The sequence below is a fragment of the Nonomuraea sp. NBC_00507 genome (assembly GCF_036013525.1).
Classification (GTDB): Bacteria; Actinomycetota; Actinomycetes; order Streptosporangiales; family Streptosporangiaceae; genus Nonomuraea.
This window is the reverse complement of record NZ_CP107853.1, coordinates 9,464,958-9,481,021: the sequence shown is the minus strand read 5'-3', so window position 1 is coordinate 9,481,021 and position 16,064 is coordinate 9,464,958. Positions and strand designations below refer to the sequence as shown.

Sequence of the window (16,064 nt, the reverse complement as noted above, 5' to 3'; positions counted from 1 at the left end):
AGGACCCTCGTTAGGCCAGAACCCTGGTAAAGAATGTCGCCAACTGATTGGCTCCTTGGACGATTCCGTCGAACACACCTCTGACCGCGTCGGCGGCTTGGTCCGGCTGGGTGAACAGGTAGAAGATCACGAACGCGACAGCCGCGTACGTGATCACCTTCTTGACCTGCATAGGGGCCTCCTGCAGTCCATTCCCAGCCGTATATACCCGGATCTGGGCGATCACCGGCATCCTCTGTGAAGATGTTCATGATCCTAACCGGGGGCTTCTTTTCCTCTGTCATGGTAAAGGCTTGACTTGATGCGCGAGCACTTGCCGCGCCGGGTTTCCGCGATGGGCGAGCCGGAGCAGGGGGCTACATGCCCAGGGAGGCCGCGCGCAGCAGGGAGACGGCGTGGGGCTCGCCGGTGAGCTCCACGCGGGCGTGCTCCTGGCGGCCGAAGCAGAACATCAGCAGCTCGGAGGCCGTCCCGGTCACCTCCACCCGAGGGCCCTGGCGGGGGCCGCCGAGCGCGACGCCGCCGCCGAGGCGGTGCAGGACCACGCCCACGGGCGACTTGCGCAGCATCAGCCTGGCGCCGCTCGCCACCCGCTTCCAGATGAGCCGGTCGAGGTCGGCGGGCAGCTCGCGCGGCTCCCAGGACGGCTGCGCGCGGCGCACGTCTTCGTGGTGCACGAAGAACTCCAGTGCGTTGACGGCCTCGTCGAGGAACGGCAGCATGCCGTAGACGCCGCCCGGCTTGCGCACCATGGCGACCAGCTCGGGGTAGGGGTGTTTGGCCTTGAGCCCGTCCTGGACCGAGGCGGTGTAGCCGGCCAGGGGCTTGAGCGCGATCCCGCCCGCCGCGTCGGGCCGGCGCTCGCGCAGCACCAGGTGGGCGGCCAGGTCGTAGGTGGTCCAGCCCGTGCAGAGCGTCGGCGCGTCCGGCCCGAGCCGGTCGAGCAGGTCGCAGAGCGCGGCGCGTTCGCTACGAGCGTGAGTCACGTGGTCAACCCTACCCGTGGGAATAACTGGTTGATCAGAGGTGATGTAGTGACTTGCGTACAGACGTCAGCTGAAGGGGAGCCTACCGAGTGGCGAGCAAGGTCACCTCGGCCGTGATGCGCCAAGGACTACGGGTCCTTGGGGTGGCCGTTCGCACCGAGAAGGCGGTCTTCACGCTGGCCGTGCTGGCCAGCGCCGTCTATGGCGGCATGACCGTGGCCTCGGCCTGGGCGCTCGGCTGGGCCACGCAGCACGTGCTGCTGCCCTCGTTCGCCGAGGGCCGGGTGGCCACAGGGGCGCTGTGGACCGGGGTGTTCCTCATCATCGGCACGGCGCTGCTCAAGGCGTTCGGTGTGGCGGGCCGCCGCATCCTGGCCGGGATCATGCAATATCGCATGCAGGCCAGGTCGCGCAGGGACGTCACCCAGCAGTATCTGCGGCTGCCGCTGTCCTGGCACCACCGGCACCCCACCGGGCAGCTGCTGTCCAACGCCAGCGCCGACGCCGAGGCGGCCTGGGCGCCGCTCGCGCCGCTGCCGATGGCCGTCGGCGTGGTCGTCATGCTGGTCACGGCGGCGATCGCGATGCTCTTCACCGACCTCGTGCTCGCGCTCGTCGGCTTCCTCATCTTCCCGGCCATCGCCGTGCTCAACCTCGTCTACCAGCGCAAGCTGAGCCCGCTCGCGACCCGCGCGCAGCAACTGCGCGCCGAGGTCAGCGAGATCGCGCACGAGAGCTTCGACGGCGCGCTCGTCGTCAAGACCCTCGGCAGGGAGGACCTGGAGACCGAGCGATTCCAGCGCCGCGCCCACGAGCTGCGCGATGCCAACATCGCCGTCGGCCGGGTGCGCGGGCTGTTCGACCCGATGCTCGAGGCGCTGCCCACGATCGGCGTGCTGGCGGTGCTCGCCGTGGGCGCGCTGCGCCTGTCCGGGGGGTCCATCGTCGCCGGCGACCTGATCCAGGTCGCCTATCTGTTCACGCTGCTGGCCTTCCCGATCAGGGCGCTCGGCTGGGTGCTGGCGGAGCTGCCGCGCAGCGTCGTCGGCTGGGAGCGGGTGCAGGCCGTTCTGGAGGCGACCGGCTCCATGGCGTACGGAGATGCCGCCACGACCTCCCCGGCGCCCGCCGAGCTGGAGGTGCGGGGCGTGTCCTACCGCTACGGCGAGGCGGAAGTGCTGCACGACGTCACCTTCGACGTGCCGGCCGGCCGGACCGTCGCCCTCGTCGGGCCCACCGGATCGGGTAAGTCCACGCTGGTGCAGCTGCTCGTGCGGCTGGTCGATCCCGACACGGGACAGGTCGTGCTCGACGGCGTCGACCTGCGAGAGCTGGCGTACGGCGGGGTCGCCGCGTCGGTGGCGCTGGTGCCGCAGCAGACGTTCCTGTTCGACGACACCGTGCGCGGCAACGTGGCGCTCGGCCTGGAGAGCGCCGACGAGGACGTGTGGTCCGCGCTGCGCCTGGCCCAGGCCGACGGCTTCGTCGCCAGGCTGCCCGACGGCCTCGGCACCCGCGTCGGCGAGCGCGGCGCGACCCTGTCCGGCGGACAGCGTCAGCGCCTGGCCCTGGCCCGCGCGATCGTGCGCCGGCCCCGCCTGCTCGTGCTCGACGACGCGACCTCCAGCGTCGACCCGCAGGTCGAGGCCAGGATCCTATACGGGCTCCGGGACGCCGCCGAGGCGTCCACCGTCGTGGTCGTCGCCTACCGCCTGGCCACGATCGCGCTGGCCGACGAGGTCGTCTACCTCGACCACGGCCGGGTCGTGGACCGCGGACCGCACGAGGAGCTGCTGGCCCGCTGCGCGGGCTACCGCAACCTGGTGACCGCCTACGAGCGCGAGGAAGCCGAGCGCGCCGCCATCGACATCCAGACCGAAGACGAAACGGTCCTCAAGGGAGAGGAAGACGTGCTGGCGGGAGAGGAAGAGGGAGTCAGCGCATGACGACGCAGAGCATCCAGCGCGACTCCGGCCGCTCGGCACTGGCCACCATCCGCACGGGCCTGTCGCTGACGCCCGAGTTCCGCAAGGGGCTCGCGGGCACGATGATGCTGGCCGTCATCGCGACCGTCGGCAAGATCATCGTGCCGATCGCGGTCCAGCAGACGATCGACACGGGGATCAAGGGCGGCGCCCCGGACATCTCGTACATCACCGCGGCCGTCCTCGTGTGCGCGGCGGCCGTCGTGCTCACGGCGCTCGCCGGATACGTCATGAACGTGCGCCTCTACAAGGCCACCGAATCGTCCCTGGCGACCCTGCGCGTCCGCGGCTTCAGGCACGTGCACGACCTGTCGGTGCTCACCCAGAACACCGAGCGCCGCGGTGCCCTGGTCTCACGCGTCACCAACGACATCGATCAGATCAGCACCTTCATGCAATGGGGCGGGCTGATGATCATCGTGGCGTTCGGGCAGCTGCTGGTGGCGACCGTGCTGATGTTCGTCTACTCCTGGCAGCTGACGCTCGTGGTCTGGGCCTGCTTCATCCCGCTGATGATCGCCCTGCCGCGCTTCCAGCGGCTGCTGTCGCGGGCGTACACGGTGGTGCGCGAGCGCACCGGCGACATGCTCGCCGCGGTCAGCGAGTCCGTCGTCGGCGCCGCGGTCATCCGGGCCTACGCGTCGGAGCGGCGTACCGCCGAGCGGATCGGCAAGGCCGTGAACGCCAACAGGTCCGCCCAGGTCAGGGCGCAGACCATCGTCGGTTTCGTGTTCCCGCTGACCGAGATCGTGGCCGCCGTCGCGATCGCCGGCATCGTGCTGCTCGGTGTGCGGCTGGGCCTGTCGGGCGACATCACGCAGGGCGAGCTGGTGGCGTTCCTGTTCCTGGTCACGCTGTTCGTGTCGCCGCTGCAGACCGCCACCGAGGTCCTCAACGAGGCCCAGAACGCCGTCGCCGGCTGGCGGCGCATCCTCGGCGTGCTGGACACGCCGGCCGACGTGGCCGACCCCGGTGAGGATGGCGTGGAGCTGCCGCGCGGCCCCATCTCCGTCGCCTTCGAGGAGGTGCACTTCTCCTACCCCGCAGGCCCGCCCGTGCTGCGCGAGGTCACGCTCCAGATCCCGCCCCGCTCCCGCATCGCGGTGGTGGGGGAGACAGGCTCGGGCAAGACCACGTTCGCCAAGCTCCTGACGCGGTTGATGGACCCGGCCTCGGGACGGGTCACGATCGACGGCCACGACCTGCGCGACGTGCGCTTCTCCTCGCTGCGCGAGCGCATCGTCATGGTGCCGCAGGACGGGTTCCTGTTCGACGGGACGCTCGAGGAGAACATCCGCTACGGCAGGCCGGAGGCCACCCGCGCGGAGATCGAGCTCGCGCTGACCGAGCTGGGCCTGGCGGACTGGCTCGAGGGTCTGCCGACCGGCCTGGACACGCCCGTCGGCCAGCGGGGCGAGTCGATGTCGGCGGGCGAGCGCCAGCTCGTCGCCCTGGCCCGCGCCTACCTCGCCGACCCCGACCTGCTCCTGCTGGACGAGGCCACCTCGGCGGTGGACCCGGCCACGGAGGTACGGCTGGCCCGGGCGCTCGAAGGCGTGACCCGCGGCCGTACCGCCATCTCGATCGCCCACCGCCTGTCCACGGCCGAGAACGCCGACGAGGTGCTGGTGTTCGACGCGGGCCGCCTGGTGCAGCGCGGCGCGCACGCCGAGCTGGTGAACGAGCCGGGCGTGTACGCCGACCTGCACGCCTCCTGGATCTCCGCCGCCCACTCGTGACGATCACTCGCAGACGGCGGCGAACGTCACGGTCGTCCCCTGGGGCCCCGACACGATCGTGATGTGATCGCACAACATCCGCGTCAGCCACAATCCCCGCCCGCGGCCCTCGAACCACGCGGGCGGGCGCATGTCGCCCAGCCATCCCGGCGGCAACCCCGGCCCCTCGTCGCTCACCTCGCACCACAGCCGCCCGCCGTACGCCCACAGCCGCAGCCGCCCGTGCCCGCCGCCGTGCACCACCGCGTTGGTGGTGATCTCGTTGGCGACCAGCACGAAGTCCTCCAGACGCCGCCCCGTCATCCCCTCGGAGGCGGCGTGCTCCGCGACCGCCCTGCGCAAGAACGTGACCCGCCCGCGCGCGATGCTCGCGCACCACACCTGCCTACACATCGGCTTGCACAGGTGACCCGCACCTCGCCCGCCCGGCGAACGGCAGGCGGACGTGACCACCCGGATCCGGGTCGCGGACGGACGCCGCGACGTGCATGGCGGCACCTCCCCGTAGCACGCCTCGCCGAAGAAAATACCCCTCGCCACGCCATCACGTAGTGCATTCTCTGCAAAACCCACCGTGATGTGACGCTGATCGGTGTACCTTTTCGGCCGGGGCCGCCCACGAGCAGGAGCGCCCGGCGTGGGCAGGGGGCATGAGGAGCATGAGTGTGGATGTGCTGGAGATGACGCGACGCCGACATGGCGAGCTCGTGGTGGTCAGCCTGGCGGGAGAGGTGGACGTCGACAACGCGTCCCGGGTCCGGCGGTGCCTCGACGAGGCGGTGGAGACCCACGGACCCCGGCTGGTGGTGGATCTGACCGCGCTGACGTTCATCGACACGACGGGGCTCGGGGTCCTCGTGCGCCAGCTGGCCGACCTGCGCGCGCGCGACGGCAGCATGGCGCTGGTCGCGCCGGACGGCCAGGTGCTGCGGCGGCTACGCAGGACCAACCTGGCCCCCCTCTTCCCGATCTACGACACTCTCTCCCAGGCCCTGGCCTGAGGCACGAGGCGGCGCCGGTTGAAGGGGCCGGTTGGAGGGGCTGGTTGAATGGATGCCATGTCCCTCGACCCCAAGATCGCCGCCCGGTTGAAGCGCAACGCCGACGGCCTCGTCGCCGCCATCGCCCAGCAATACGACACCGGCGAGGTGCTCATGCTGGCCTGGATGAACGACGAGGCGCTGCATCGGACGCTCACCACCGGCAGGGCCACCTACTGGTCGCGCAGCCGCGGCGAGTTCTGGGTGAAGGGAGACACCTCCGGGCACGTCCAGCACGTCAAGTCGGTGGCCCTCGACTGCGACGGCGACACCGTGCTCGTCAAGGTCGATCAGGTCGGCGCCGCCTGCCACACGGGCGAGCGCACCTGCTTCGACGCCGACCAGCTCGAGACCGCGATCGGCTAGGCGCCTTCCATGGATTCCAACCGCAGGGAGCTGTGGGCCTGGCTGGCGCTGACCGTCCTGGGTTGCCTGCTGGTGCTGCTGGCCGCCGGTCGGGAGTGGGCGCGGGTCGCCCACCCGGCGGCGACGGCCCCCACCGGCGGCGACCTCGGCCCCGTCCTGACACCCGTGGCGCTGGCCGGGCTGGCCGGCGTGGTGGCCGTGCTGGCGACCAAGGGCGTGGGCCGCCGCGCCGTCGGCGTGCTGCTGGCCCTCTGCGGCGCCGGCGCGGCCTGGGGCACGTGGACGGCGCTCGACGGCGCCACCGTGACCGGCTGGGTCCACGAGCACAACACGCTGCGCTCCTCGCTCGGGCACCTGCCCTGGGAGATCGCCCCGCTCTGGCCCGTCGTGGCGGGCGCCGGAGCGGCCCTGATGATCGCCGGGGGAGTCGTCGCGATCGCGCGCGGCGGCAGGTGGGCGGGCATGTCCGCCCGTTACGAGCGCGGCGGAGCCCGCGCGGGCCAGAGCGGCGTGAGCTCCGCCGCGCCGGCGCACGACGACAAGGCGCTCTGGGATGCTCTCGACCGGGGAGACGACCCCACCCGTTAGCCGCCGCAAGGCCCAATGTTACGAACTATCCACTGTTCTGAAACCTCGGCCGGCCTGGCCGTCGTTCCTCAATAAGCTGCCGTTGCAATTCGCCACGAACACTAGGAGCCAGGCGCATGAGCTACGGGGATCAGGGCGGAAACGGCGGTTATGGCGCGCAGCCGCCCGGCGGAGGATACGGCCAGCAGCCGCCCGGCGGCGGGGGCTATGGCGGGGGCGGCTACGGCCAGCAGCCGCCGAGCAGCGGCGGATACGGCGGCGGGTACGGTCAGCAGCCCTCGAGCGGCGGCGGCTATGGGCAGCAGCCCACGAGCGGTGGTGGTTACGGCGGATATGGGCAGCAGCCGCCCAGCTATCCGCAGGAGCCGCTCGGCTACGGCCAGATGCCGCCCAGTGGCGGGTTCGGCCAGCAGCCCGGGGGCTACGGCTACAACCCCTATGGCCCGCCGCAGCAGCCCAGGTCGACCAACGGCATGGCGGTGGCCTCGCTCGTCCTGGGCATCATCGGCCTGATTTTCTGTGGATTGACCAGTCTCCCCGGTGTGATCCTCGGCCATATCGCGCTCAACAAGATCAAGCGCACGGGCGAGGAGGGCCAGGGGATGGCGGTGGCGGGCCTGGTGACGTCCTACATCACGGTCGTGTTGTGGGCCCTGTGCTGGCTCATTTTCGGCGGCCTGTGGCTGTCCCTGCTCGGCCTCAGCGCAGCCGCCTCATCCTCTGCCGGCTACTGACGAGTAACGGTCACTTGCGTAGCCGGACCGTGACGGGCTGCTTGCGGTCCGATTACGAATTGTCCGCAAATTGGATGTTGCTCCACGTAGGAGATGGTTTCTCGCTAGGCTGCCGCGCACTCGCCACAAAGATGACGAATTGAGGAGTCATAGGATGACCTACGGTAACCAGGGCGATGGCGGCTACGGCTCGCAGCCGCCCGGCGGCGGCTACGGCCAGCAGCCCCCCAGCGGTGGTGGCGGCTACGGCCAGCAGCCGCCCAGCGGTGGCGGTGGCTACGGCCAGCAGCCGCCCAGCGGTGGCGGTTACGGCGGCGGCTACGGCCAGCAGCCCCCGAGTGGCGGCGGCTACGGCGGCGGGTACGGCCAGCAGCCGCCCAGCGGTGGTGGCGGCTACGGCGGGCAGCAGCCGCCGGACAACCACCTGGTCCCTGCCATCCTCACCACGCTGTTCTGCTGTCTGCCGCTCGGCATCGTGTCGATCGTCAAGTCGTCGCAGGTCAACTCGAAGTGGCAGGCCGGCGACTACCAGGGATCCGTGCAGGCCTCCGAGGAGGCCAAGAAGTGGTGGAAGTGGAGCCTGATCGCCGGCGCCATCTGGTGGGTGCTGATCATCATCTTCTATGTCGTGGTGTTCGTCATCGCCGCCGCGAGCATGCCGTCCGGCTCGTACTAGGCCCCGGTACGGGACGATCGGCATCCAGGGAAGGCGGATACTGAAACCATGGGCATCGCAACAACCGAGCGGCACGGCACCGACCGGCTCAAGGGCCTGCTGGCGCCGCTCGGTGTTGCGGCCGGGGCGGGCGCCGTGTTCGCGTTCGTGGGCGCGGTCGACCCCAACGAGCCCGGCCACTACCCGACCTGCCCCTTCCTGTGGCTGACCGGCCTCTACTGCCCGGGCTGCGGCACGCTGCGCACCATTCACGCCCTGGCCCACCTCGACCCCGTGGCGGCGCTCGGGCTCAACCCGCTCGCGGTGGTGATGATCCCGTTCCTGCTGTTCTGGTGGGGCAGGTGGGTGGTGCGCGCCTGGCAGGGCAGGCCCAGGCGCACGACGCTGGCCCATCCGGCGTGGCTGTGGGCCTTCCTTGGGGTCGTCATGGTCTACTGGGTTGTCCGTAACCTGCCGTTCGGGGCGTTCCTCGCCCCCTAGTCCTGCCCCCTGTGGTGAGGCGACCCCACAGAGGCCGATACCATCGCAGGACAGGCGGAGAGCGGACGCGACGCGATGTCCTATCAGCTCGGGAGCTCCGCTCCCTTCGCGCTCTCAGCCACCCCCACAGTCGACCGGAGGGACCCCAGCGCGTGAGTGAGCGGACGGAAGGACCGAGTGTCCTCGACGACATCCTCGACGGGGTGCGCGCCGACCTCGCCGCACGCCAGCAGGCCGTGTCCATGGACGAGCTCAAGCAGCGGGCCGAGCGGGCGCAGCCGCCCAGAGACGCGATGGCCGCGCTCGGGGGTGACAGGATCTCGGTGATCGCCGAGGTCAAGCGCTCGAGCCCGTCCAAGGGCGCGCTGGCCGCGATCGCCGACCCCGCCGCGCTGGCGGCCGACTACGAAGCCGGCGGCGCGCACGTCATCAGTGTGCTGACCGAGCGCCGCAAGTTCGGCGGCAGTCTCGACGACTTGGCCGCGGTCCGCGCCAGGGTCGACATCCCGATCCTGCGCAAGGACTTCATCCTGACCTCCTACCAGCTGTGGGAGGCCAGGGCCCACGGCGCCGACCTGGCGCTGCTGATGGTCGTCTGCCTGGAGCAGGAGGCCCTGGTGTCGCTGATCGAGCGGTCGGAGTCGATCGGGCTCACCCCTCTCGTCGAGGTGCACACCGAGGAGGAGCTCGAGCGGGCGGTCGCCGCAGGCGCCCGGGTCATCGGGGTCAACGCCCGCAATCTGAAGACGCTCGAGGTCGACCGCGAGGTCTTCGCGAAGCTGGCGCCGAAGATCCCCGATAATGTGATCAAGATTGCCGAGTCGGGCGTCCGCGGCCCGCACGACCTGCTCGCCTATGCCAGGGGCGGTGCCGACGCCGTCCTGGTGGGGGAGAGCCTGGTCACCGGCAAGGACCCGCGCAAGGCAGTGGAGGCGCTGGTGACCGCCGGCGCCCATCCGTCGACGCGCCCCGACCACTCAGCAGAGGGATAGCAGTGGCAAACGAAGGCACCATCCTGACCGCCGCGGACCTGGCGGGCAACGGCGCGCACGGGGACGACCCCGACGTGCACGGCAAGTTCGGCATCTTCGGCGGCCGGTTCGTGCCCGAGGCGCTCATCCCGGCGCTGGACGAGGTGGCCGCGGTCTACGACAAGGCCAAGAGCGACCCGGAGTTCCTCCGCGAGTTCGACCACCTGCTGCGGACCTACGCGGGCCGGCCCACCACGCTGACCGACGTGCCGCGCTTCAGTGAGCAGGCCGGCGGCGCCAGGATCATCCTCAAGCGCGAGGACCTCACCCACACCGGCGCCCACAAGATCAACAATGTGCTCGGCCAGGCGCTGCTGACCAAGCGGCTGGGCAAGAAGCGGGTGATCGCCGAGACCGGCGCAGGCCAGCACGGCGTGGCCACCGCCACCGCCGCGGCGCTGCTCGGCCTGGAGTGCGTCATCTACATGGGCGCCGTCGACTGCGAGCGCCAGGCGCTCAACGTGGCCAGGATGAAGCTGCTCGGCGCCACCGTGGTTCCGGTGACGAACGGCTCGCAGACCCTGAAGGACGCCATCAACGAGGCGTTCCGCGACTGGGTGACCAACGTCGACACCACCCACTACCTGTTCGGCACGGTGGCGGGGCCGCACCCGTTCCCCGAGATCGTGCGCGACTTCGCCCGCATCATCGGCGTCGAGGCCCGCCGCCAGATGCTGGAGCTGACCGGCAAGCTGCCCGACGCGGTGTGCGCGGCGGTCGGCGGCGGCAGCAACGCGATCGGCATCTTCCACGCGTTCCTCGGCGACGAGGCCGTCCAGTTGCACGGCTACGAGGCCGCCGGGCACGGCCTGGACAGCGGCGAGCACGCGCTCACGCTCACCGCCGGCTCGGTCGGCGTGCTGCACGGCTCGCGCACCTACGTGCTGCAGGACGACGAGGGCCAGACCATCGAGTCCCACTCCATCTCGGCCGGGCTCGACTACCCGGGCGTCGGCCCCGAGCACGCCTGGCTCAAGGACTCGGGACGCGCGACCTACCACGGCGTCACCGACGACGAGGCGATGGCCGCCTTCTCGATGCTGGCCAGGACCGAGGGCATCATCCCCGCCATCGAGTCCTCCCACGCCCTGGCGGGAGCGCTGCGGCTCGGGCGCGAGCTCGGCCCGGAGGCGACCCTCCTGGTCAACCTCTCCGGGCGCGGCGACAAGGACATGGGCACGGCGATGAAATACTTCAACCTCTAGCGGGCCCGCGCCAGTCCGCGCTCGCTCCTCATCGCGGCGAGACCGGCGGGCGAGGATCGCCACATCCCACCCGCCCTCAGCAGAGGAGCTCACCCCCGAATGGCCTTGCCTGACGTACGGCGGGGGCGAGGGACCGGCGGCGGCCGGGATGGCCGCTCTCCGGGCCGGGTCGCACGCCCGCCGGCGCGGCGGCGCGGAGGATTTCGGGCCGGCGTGACGGCGGGGCATCATGGTGGGACTAGACCTTTGGAACGGACAGACATGACGACTCTTCAGACGGTGTTCGCCAAGGCGAAGGCGGACAACCGGGCCGCGCTCGTCGGCTACCTGCCCGCGGGCTTCCCCTCCAAGGGAGGCGACGTCGCCGCCGCCGCGGCCCTGGTGGAGGCCGGCTGCGACGTCATCGAGATCGGCCTGCCCTACTCCGACCCGCTCATGGACGGGCCGACGATCCAGGACGCTGTGCACAGGTCGCTGACCAACGGCACGCGCATCGCCGATGTCATGCGCACGGTCGAGGGCGTGGCCGCCACCGGTGCCGCCACGCTCGTCATGACCTACTGGAACCCGGTCGACAAATACGGCGCCGAGCGCTTCGCCCGCGACCTGGCCAACGCCGGCGGGGTGGGCACGATCACGCCCGACCTGACGCCCGAGGAGTCCGAGCCGTGGCGCGCCGCCTCGGCGAGCGCCGGCATCGACACCGTGTTCCTGGTGGCGCCCAGTTCGACGGAGGACCGCATCAAGGCCGTCGTCGACTGCTGCACCGGCTTCGTGTACGCGGCGTCGCTGATGGGGGTCACGGGCGCCAGGGAAAGCGTCAACGTCGCCGCTGAAGGCCTGGTCAAGCGGACGCGAGCGCACACGGATCTGCCGGTGTGCGTGGGCCTCGGAGTGGGCACGGGCGCGCAGGCGGCCGAGGTGGCGGCCTACGCCGACGGGGTCATCGTGGGGTCGGCGTTCATCCGGCGCATCCTGGACGCGCCCGACGAGGCCGCCGGGCGGGAGTCGATCGCCGTGCTGGCCAAGGACATGGCCCAAGGCATGCGCCGCTGAGGTTTGCGCAGCGCGGCTCCTCTCGGTGTCGCGCTTGACCAATTTTGTCAGATAGCGCAAAGATCTGGCGCGTAGGTTCTTGGCGGGCGGTGCCGTGCCGGGTGATGATCGGGGCTCCCGAACGGTGTGACGCATGACCCGGAAGGACACCTATGCGTCAAGGTCCCGTTGTTTTAGCAGCCCTCGCACTCGCGGCCACGGCCATGGCCGCCCCGGCGCTCGCCGACCCGGCCCCGCCGGCTCCGTCGCCCACGTACGAGCTGCCATCCCCTGACTCCTCGCCGACCGGCCCGCCGCCGCCCAGCCCCACGGCGCAGAACGTGCCGCCCGCGCCCGCCCAGGTGGCCGAGCCGATCACGATCGGGTCGGCGGACTTACGCGTGGAGCTGGACCCGGCCTTCCCGCGCGTCCTGGGCTACACCGACGTGGCGAGCGGCGCGAAGCTCGGCGGCAGCGCGGGTGTGCCCGCCGTCGTGCTGAACGGCCAGCCGCGCACCGCCGCCGTGGCGCTGTCCGGGAACGACGGCGCGACCGCCCGCTACCGGCTGACCTTCCCCGACCTGCCAGGTGTCGCGCTGGGAGCGAGCATCGGCGTCAAGGGCCGGGTGACGACGTTCAGGATCGACTCGGTGGCCGACACCGAGGGGTTCCGCGTCGGCACGATCGACCTGCCCGGCCACGACCTGGTGTCGGTCTCGAGCGCACAGCCGGGCGCCGCCACCGCGTTCACCAGACTCGACCCGAACTCGACTCGCACCGCCGACGTGTTCGCCCAGGTCACCGGGGACACGGCGGCTGATGCGGCCCCGGTCGGGGCGACGTACGCGATCGTGAACACCGACCGGCTGGCCGCGGCGATCGAGTCGAACTCCACCTATGACCGCCCCTCGGGCGTCACCGACCGGGACGCCGCCAGGTTCTGGCACCAGGCCAGGAAAGACGCGGCCGGGACGGTCACGGTGGGGGTGTGGAGCGGGCAGTGGACCTACCGGGCGGCGGGCTCGCCGTTCACCGAGGAACCGCCCTGGGCCAAGGTCGTGGTCACCCCCGACGCCAACGGCGACGGGACGCTGGACTGGCAGGACGGCGCGGTCGCCTTCCGGGGCATCGGAGTCAAGGCGCTCGGAGCGGAGCGGACCAGGGACCGGGTGGTGATCCACATCCCGTTCAACTTCTCCAGCCAGGCCACGCACCCGTTCCTGCGCACGCTCGACGACATCAAGCGGATCTCGCTGGCCACCGACGGGCTCGGCCAGCTGGCACTGCTCAAGGGCTACCAGTCCGAAGGGCACGACGCGGCGCACCCCGACTACGGCGGCAACTACAACCGCCGCGCCGGCGGCCTGAAGGACCTCAACACGCTGCTCAAGAGCGGCAAGGGCTGGAACGCCACGTTCGGCGTGCACGTCAACGCCACCGAGTCCTACCCCGAGGCCAAGAGCTTCAGCGAGCAGCTCGTCGACAAGGACGCCAAGGGCTGGAACTGGCTCGACCAGGCGTACCTGATCGACCAGCGCGGCGACCTCACCAGGGGAACGCTCGCCAGAAGGTTCGCGCAGCTGCGCGAGGAGACCGACAGGAACCTCGCGGTGCTGTACGTGGACGTGTTCCGGCCGTTCGGCTGGGTCGCCGACCGCACGCTCGCGGAGCTGCGCGCGCAAGGCTGGCAGGTCACCACAGAATGGTCGGACAAACTGGAACGGTCGTCGCTGTGGGCACACTGGGCCAACGACCTCAACTACGGCGGGGTCACCAACAAAGGGCTGAACTCCCAGATCATCCGGTTCATCCGCAACGACGAGAAGGACGTCTGGAACGCGCACCCGATCCTCGGCAACGCCCGCATCGTCGAGTTCGAGGGCTGGACGGCGGAGAACGACTTCACCGCCTTCTTCCGCAACATCTGGGAGCACAACCTGCCGGCCAAGTTCCTGCAACACCACAAGATCATGGACTGGAACGCCGACGAGATCGTCTTCACCGGCGGCGTGCGCGGCACGAACCGCAGCGGCCGGCGGGAGTGGTTCGCGGGCGGGCGCAAGGTGCTCGACGGCGGCACGTACCTGCTGCCGTGGCAGGGCAAGTACTACCACTACAACCCGGCGGGCGGTGAGACCACGTGGGACGCCGACCGGCCGATGACCGTCTACAAGCTCACCGACCAGGGCCGCGTCCCCGCGGGCACGGTCACCCCGGCGGGTGGGAAGATCACGCTGCGGGCCGAGGCCGGTGTGCCGTATGTGCTCTACCCGGGCAAGGCGCCCAAGCTGCCCGATCCCGGGTGGGGACAGGGCAGCGGCGTGCACGACCCCGGCTTCAACTCTGACCGTCTCGACGGATGGCGTGTCAGCGGGCCTGTGAGCGTCGAGAGGAACGGGCTGGGCCATCGGGTGGCCCGGCTGGCCGGCGGGGCCCAGGCGCGGCTTGAGCAGCGGCTGACGGGTCTGGAGCCGGGCCGCACGTACACCGCGTCGGCGTTCGTCGAGGTCGAGCCGGGTAAGACGCGTGCGACCACGCTGGAGACGGGTGGGGCGGCGGTGACGATCGACCGGTCCACGGCCAAGAACTACATCGCCTCGGACGAGAAGCACGACACCTTCTTCCAGCGGGTCAAGGTCACGTTCACGGCGGCAGGCCGGGCGGCCACGCTGCGGATCACGGCCGCCGACGCGGCCGGGGACGTGCGCGTGGACGACGTGCGGGTGTTCCTGCGGGAGCCGCCGGGCCGGGTCGAGACGTTCGAGTCGGCCGAGCCCGGGTGGGGGCCGTTCGTGAAGGGGGACGCGGGCGGGTCGTTCGACGCGCGCACCCACCTGGCCGAGCGGCATGAGCCGTACACGCAGGCCGGGTGGAACGGCAAGGCGGTCGACGACGTGCTGAACGGCGACTGGTCGCTCAAGGCCCACGAGGAGCGGCAGGGGCTGATCTACCGTACGCTGCCCTGGACCGCGCGATTCGAGCCCGGGCGCGCCTACGAGGTGTCGTTCGGCTACCAGAACGCGCAGGCGGACACGTACCAGTGGGTGACCGGCTACGACGCGGGCGGCGCGAGCGTCGAGACGCGGCGCACGCCGATCCCCGAGCGGCGGACCACGGCCACCTTCACCGAGCGGGTGGTCGGCGGCTGCGGCGACGTGTGGGTCGGGCTGCGCTCGCTCCGGCCCGAGCATGCCGGGGCCGACTTCATCCTGGACGACTTCTCCGTCACTGACCTCGGGCCCGCGCAGGACGCGCCGGAGCGTGAGCCTGGGGCGGAGAGCGGTAGCTTGCGTGACCAGCGGAGCCCCGTGCGAGCGCGACCATCAGATACAGCCTGCGGGTCGCTGGAGCTGACGCCCGCCTCGGCGGCGTTCGAGCAGGGCGCCGCGAACGAGGTCACCACCGTGTTCACCAACCGGGAGGACGCGGCGGCGACAGAGACGCGGGTGACGCTGGAGGCGCCGCAGGGCTGGGCCGTCGCCGGCGACGGGACCGGGACCGTCGAGCCCGGCGGCCGGCTCACCACGACATGGAAGGTCACCCCGCCCGCCGACGCTCCCTACGACTTCTACGACCTGAAGGCCGTCGTGTCCTACACGGTGGGCGGCGCGGCCAGGACGCTGACGGCCTCGGCACGCGTACGGACCCTGCCGCCGCCTCCCCAGGCCGACGCCTACGCCAGCGACCTGGAGTGGGTCAGCGCCGGCAACGGCTGGGGGCCCGTCGAGCGCGACCGGTCCAACGGCGACACCGGCGAGGCCGACGGCGGACCTCTCGTCATCGGCGGACGGACCTTCGCCAAGGGCCTCGGCACGCACGCCCCCGCCAAGATCCGCTTCTACCTGAACGGGCAGTGCTCGGGGTTCAGCGCGTTCGTCGGCGTGGACGACGTGCAGGCCACCCGGGGGTCGGTGCGGTTCGGCGTGGTGGCCGACGGCGTGGAGCGGGCGCGCAGCCCGGTACTGCGGGCCGCCGACCCGGCCTACGAGCTCGTCGCCGATCTGGCCGGCGCCCGGTACGTGGACCTCGTGGCCGACGACGCGGGCGACGGGAACGGCAACGACCACGCCGACTGGGGGGAGGCCAGGCTCACCTGCGGCTGAACCGGGCATCTCCCAGCAAAAGCCCAGCTCAGGGCATGGAAAAGCCGCTTAGCTGGCGCTTATCCTCGGCATGATCGGATGGAACCCGATACTGTG

General features: G+C 71.0%; 15 protein-coding genes. 12 read left to right on the top strand and 3 right to left on the bottom strand.

The window, feature by feature from the left end:
- Positions 1 to 10: 10 nt before the first annotated feature.
- On the bottom strand, positions 11 to 172 hold the full coding sequence (locus OHA25_RS45700) for a hypothetical protein (RefSeq protein ID WP_305922020.1): 162 nt from the start codon (positions 170 to 172) through the stop codon (positions 11 to 13).
- A gap of 184 nt (positions 173 to 356) precedes the next feature.
- Positions 357 to 986: a TIGR03085 family metal-binding protein gene (locus tag OHA25_RS45695; protein ID WP_327583123.1), complete on the bottom strand. Its 630-nt coding sequence runs from the start codon at positions 984 to 986 to the stop codon at positions 357 to 359.
- Between the two features lie 116 nt (positions 987 to 1,102).
- On the opposite strand from OHA25_RS45695, the gene OHA25_RS45690 reads away from it, so the two are divergent.
- Both OHA25_RS45690 and OHA25_RS45685 read left to right on the top strand, forming a co-directional pair.
- Entirely contained in the window at positions 1,103 to 2,932 is a 1,830-nt protein-coding gene (locus OHA25_RS45690; protein ID WP_327591141.1) for an ABC transporter ATP-binding protein, read from the top strand.
- On the top strand, positions 2,929 to 4,710 hold the full coding sequence (locus OHA25_RS45685) for an ABC transporter ATP-binding protein (protein ID WP_327583122.1): 1,782 nt from the start codon (positions 2,929 to 2,931) through the stop codon (positions 4,708 to 4,710). The genes OHA25_RS45690 and OHA25_RS45685 overlap by 4 nt, the downstream gene beginning before the upstream one ends.
- Positions 4,711 to 4,713: 3 nt before the next feature.
- On the opposite strand, the gene OHA25_RS45680 is transcribed toward OHA25_RS45685, so the two are convergent.
- Positions 4,714 to 5,103 carry an ATP-binding protein gene (locus tag OHA25_RS45680; protein ID WP_327583121.1) on the bottom strand — a complete coding sequence of 130 codons (390 nt, stop codon included), beginning with the start codon at positions 5,101 to 5,103 and terminating at the stop codon, positions 4,714 to 4,716.
- Positions 5,104 to 5,369: 266 nt separating this feature from the next.
- On the opposite strand from OHA25_RS45680, the gene OHA25_RS45675 reads away from it, so the two are divergent.
- The 10 genes from OHA25_RS45675 to OHA25_RS45630 all read left to right on the top strand — a co-directional run bounded on the left by OHA25_RS45675 (position 5,370) and on the right by OHA25_RS45630 (position 15,968).
- Entirely contained in the window at positions 5,370 to 5,711 is a 342-nt protein-coding gene (locus OHA25_RS45675; RefSeq protein WP_305922024.1) for an STAS domain-containing protein, read from the top strand.
- Between the two features lie 48 nt (positions 5,712 to 5,759).
- Entirely contained in the window at positions 5,760 to 6,116 is a 357-nt protein-coding gene (gene hisI, locus OHA25_RS45670) for a phosphoribosyl-AMP cyclohydrolase (protein ID WP_305922025.1), read from the top strand.
- A gap of 9 nt (positions 6,117 to 6,125) precedes the next feature.
- Positions 6,126 to 6,704 (top strand): Trp biosynthesis-associated membrane protein, encoded by a 579-nt coding sequence (locus OHA25_RS45665; protein WP_327583120.1) that lies wholly within the window; start codon positions 6,126 to 6,128, stop codon positions 6,702 to 6,704.
- 116 nt (positions 6,705 to 6,820) lie between these two features.
- Positions 6,821 to 7,438 carry a DUF4190 domain-containing protein gene (locus tag OHA25_RS45660; RefSeq protein WP_327583119.1) on the top strand — a complete coding sequence of 206 codons (618 nt, stop codon included), beginning with the start codon at positions 6,821 to 6,823 and terminating at the stop codon, positions 7,436 to 7,438.
- A 154-nt stretch (positions 7,439 to 7,592) separates the two neighbouring features.
- Positions 7,593 to 8,114, top strand: coding sequence for a CD225/dispanin family protein (locus tag OHA25_RS45655; RefSeq protein WP_327583118.1), 522 nt, complete (start codon positions 7,593 to 7,595; stop codon positions 8,112 to 8,114).
- Between the two features lie 48 nt (positions 8,115 to 8,162).
- On the top strand, positions 8,163 to 8,594 hold the full coding sequence (locus OHA25_RS45650) for a DUF2752 domain-containing protein (RefSeq protein WP_305922029.1): 432 nt from the start codon (positions 8,163 to 8,165) through the stop codon (positions 8,592 to 8,594).
- Between the two features lie 152 nt (positions 8,595 to 8,746).
- Positions 8,747 to 9,586 carry an indole-3-glycerol phosphate synthase TrpC gene (gene trpC / locus OHA25_RS45645; protein ID WP_327583117.1) on the top strand — a complete coding sequence of 280 codons (840 nt, stop codon included), beginning with the start codon at positions 8,747 to 8,749 and terminating at the stop codon, positions 9,584 to 9,586.
- Positions 9,587 to 9,624: 38 nt separating this feature from the next.
- Complete coding sequence (trpB, locus tag OHA25_RS45640) at positions 9,625 to 10,830, top strand: tryptophan synthase subunit beta (RefSeq protein ID WP_327591140.1); 1,206 nt, start codon at positions 9,625 to 9,627, stop codon at positions 10,828 to 10,830.
- Positions 10,831 to 11,091: 261 nt separating this feature from the next.
- Positions 11,092 to 11,886, top strand: a complete 795-nt coding sequence (gene trpA / locus OHA25_RS45635) for a tryptophan synthase subunit alpha (protein WP_327583116.1) — start codon at positions 11,092 to 11,094, stop codon at positions 11,884 to 11,886.
- Positions 11,887 to 12,038: 152 nt separating this feature from the next.
- Complete coding sequence (locus OHA25_RS45630; RefSeq protein WP_327583115.1) at positions 12,039 to 15,968, top strand: endo-alpha-N-acetylgalactosaminidase family protein; 3,930 nt, start codon at positions 12,039 to 12,041, stop codon at positions 15,966 to 15,968.
- The last annotated feature ends 96 nt before the right edge of the window (positions 15,969 to 16,064 follow it).

Coding starts and splice junctions, on each gene's coding strand:
- OHA25_RS45700 (WP_305922020.1), bottom strand. CDS start 172: ATGCAGGTCAAGAAGGTGATCACGTACGCGGCTGTCGCGTTCGTGATC.
- OHA25_RS45690 (WP_327591141.1), top strand. CDS start 1,103: ATGCGCCAAGGACTACGGGTCCTTGGGGTGGCCGTTCGCACCGAGAAG.
- OHA25_RS45685 (WP_327583122.1), top strand. CDS start 2,929: ATGACGACGCAGAGCATCCAGCGCGACTCCGGCCGCTCGGCACTGGCC.
- OHA25_RS45680 (WP_327583121.1), bottom strand. CDS start 5,103: ATGTGTAGGCAGGTGTGGTGCGCGAGCATCGCGCGCGGGCGGGTCACG.
- OHA25_RS45675 (WP_305922024.1), top strand. CDS start 5,370: ATGAGTGTGGATGTGCTGGAGATGACGCGACGCCGACATGGCGAGCTC.
- hisI (WP_305922025.1), top strand. CDS start 5,760: ATGGATGCCATGTCCCTCGACCCCAAGATCGCCGCCCGGTTGAAGCGC.
- OHA25_RS45665 (WP_327583120.1), top strand. CDS start 6,126: ATGGATTCCAACCGCAGGGAGCTGTGGGCCTGGCTGGCGCTGACCGTC.
- OHA25_RS45660 (WP_327583119.1), top strand. CDS start 6,821: ATGAGCTACGGGGATCAGGGCGGAAACGGCGGTTATGGCGCGCAGCCG.
- OHA25_RS45655 (WP_327583118.1), top strand. CDS start 7,593: ATGACCTACGGTAACCAGGGCGATGGCGGCTACGGCTCGCAGCCGCCC.
- OHA25_RS45650 (WP_305922029.1), top strand. CDS start 8,163: ATGGGCATCGCAACAACCGAGCGGCACGGCACCGACCGGCTCAAGGGC.
- trpA (WP_327583116.1), top strand. CDS start 11,092: ATGACGACTCTTCAGACGGTGTTCGCCAAGGCGAAGGCGGACAACCGG.
- OHA25_RS45630 (WP_327583115.1), top strand. CDS start 12,039: ATGCGTCAAGGTCCCGTTGTTTTAGCAGCCCTCGCACTCGCGGCCACG.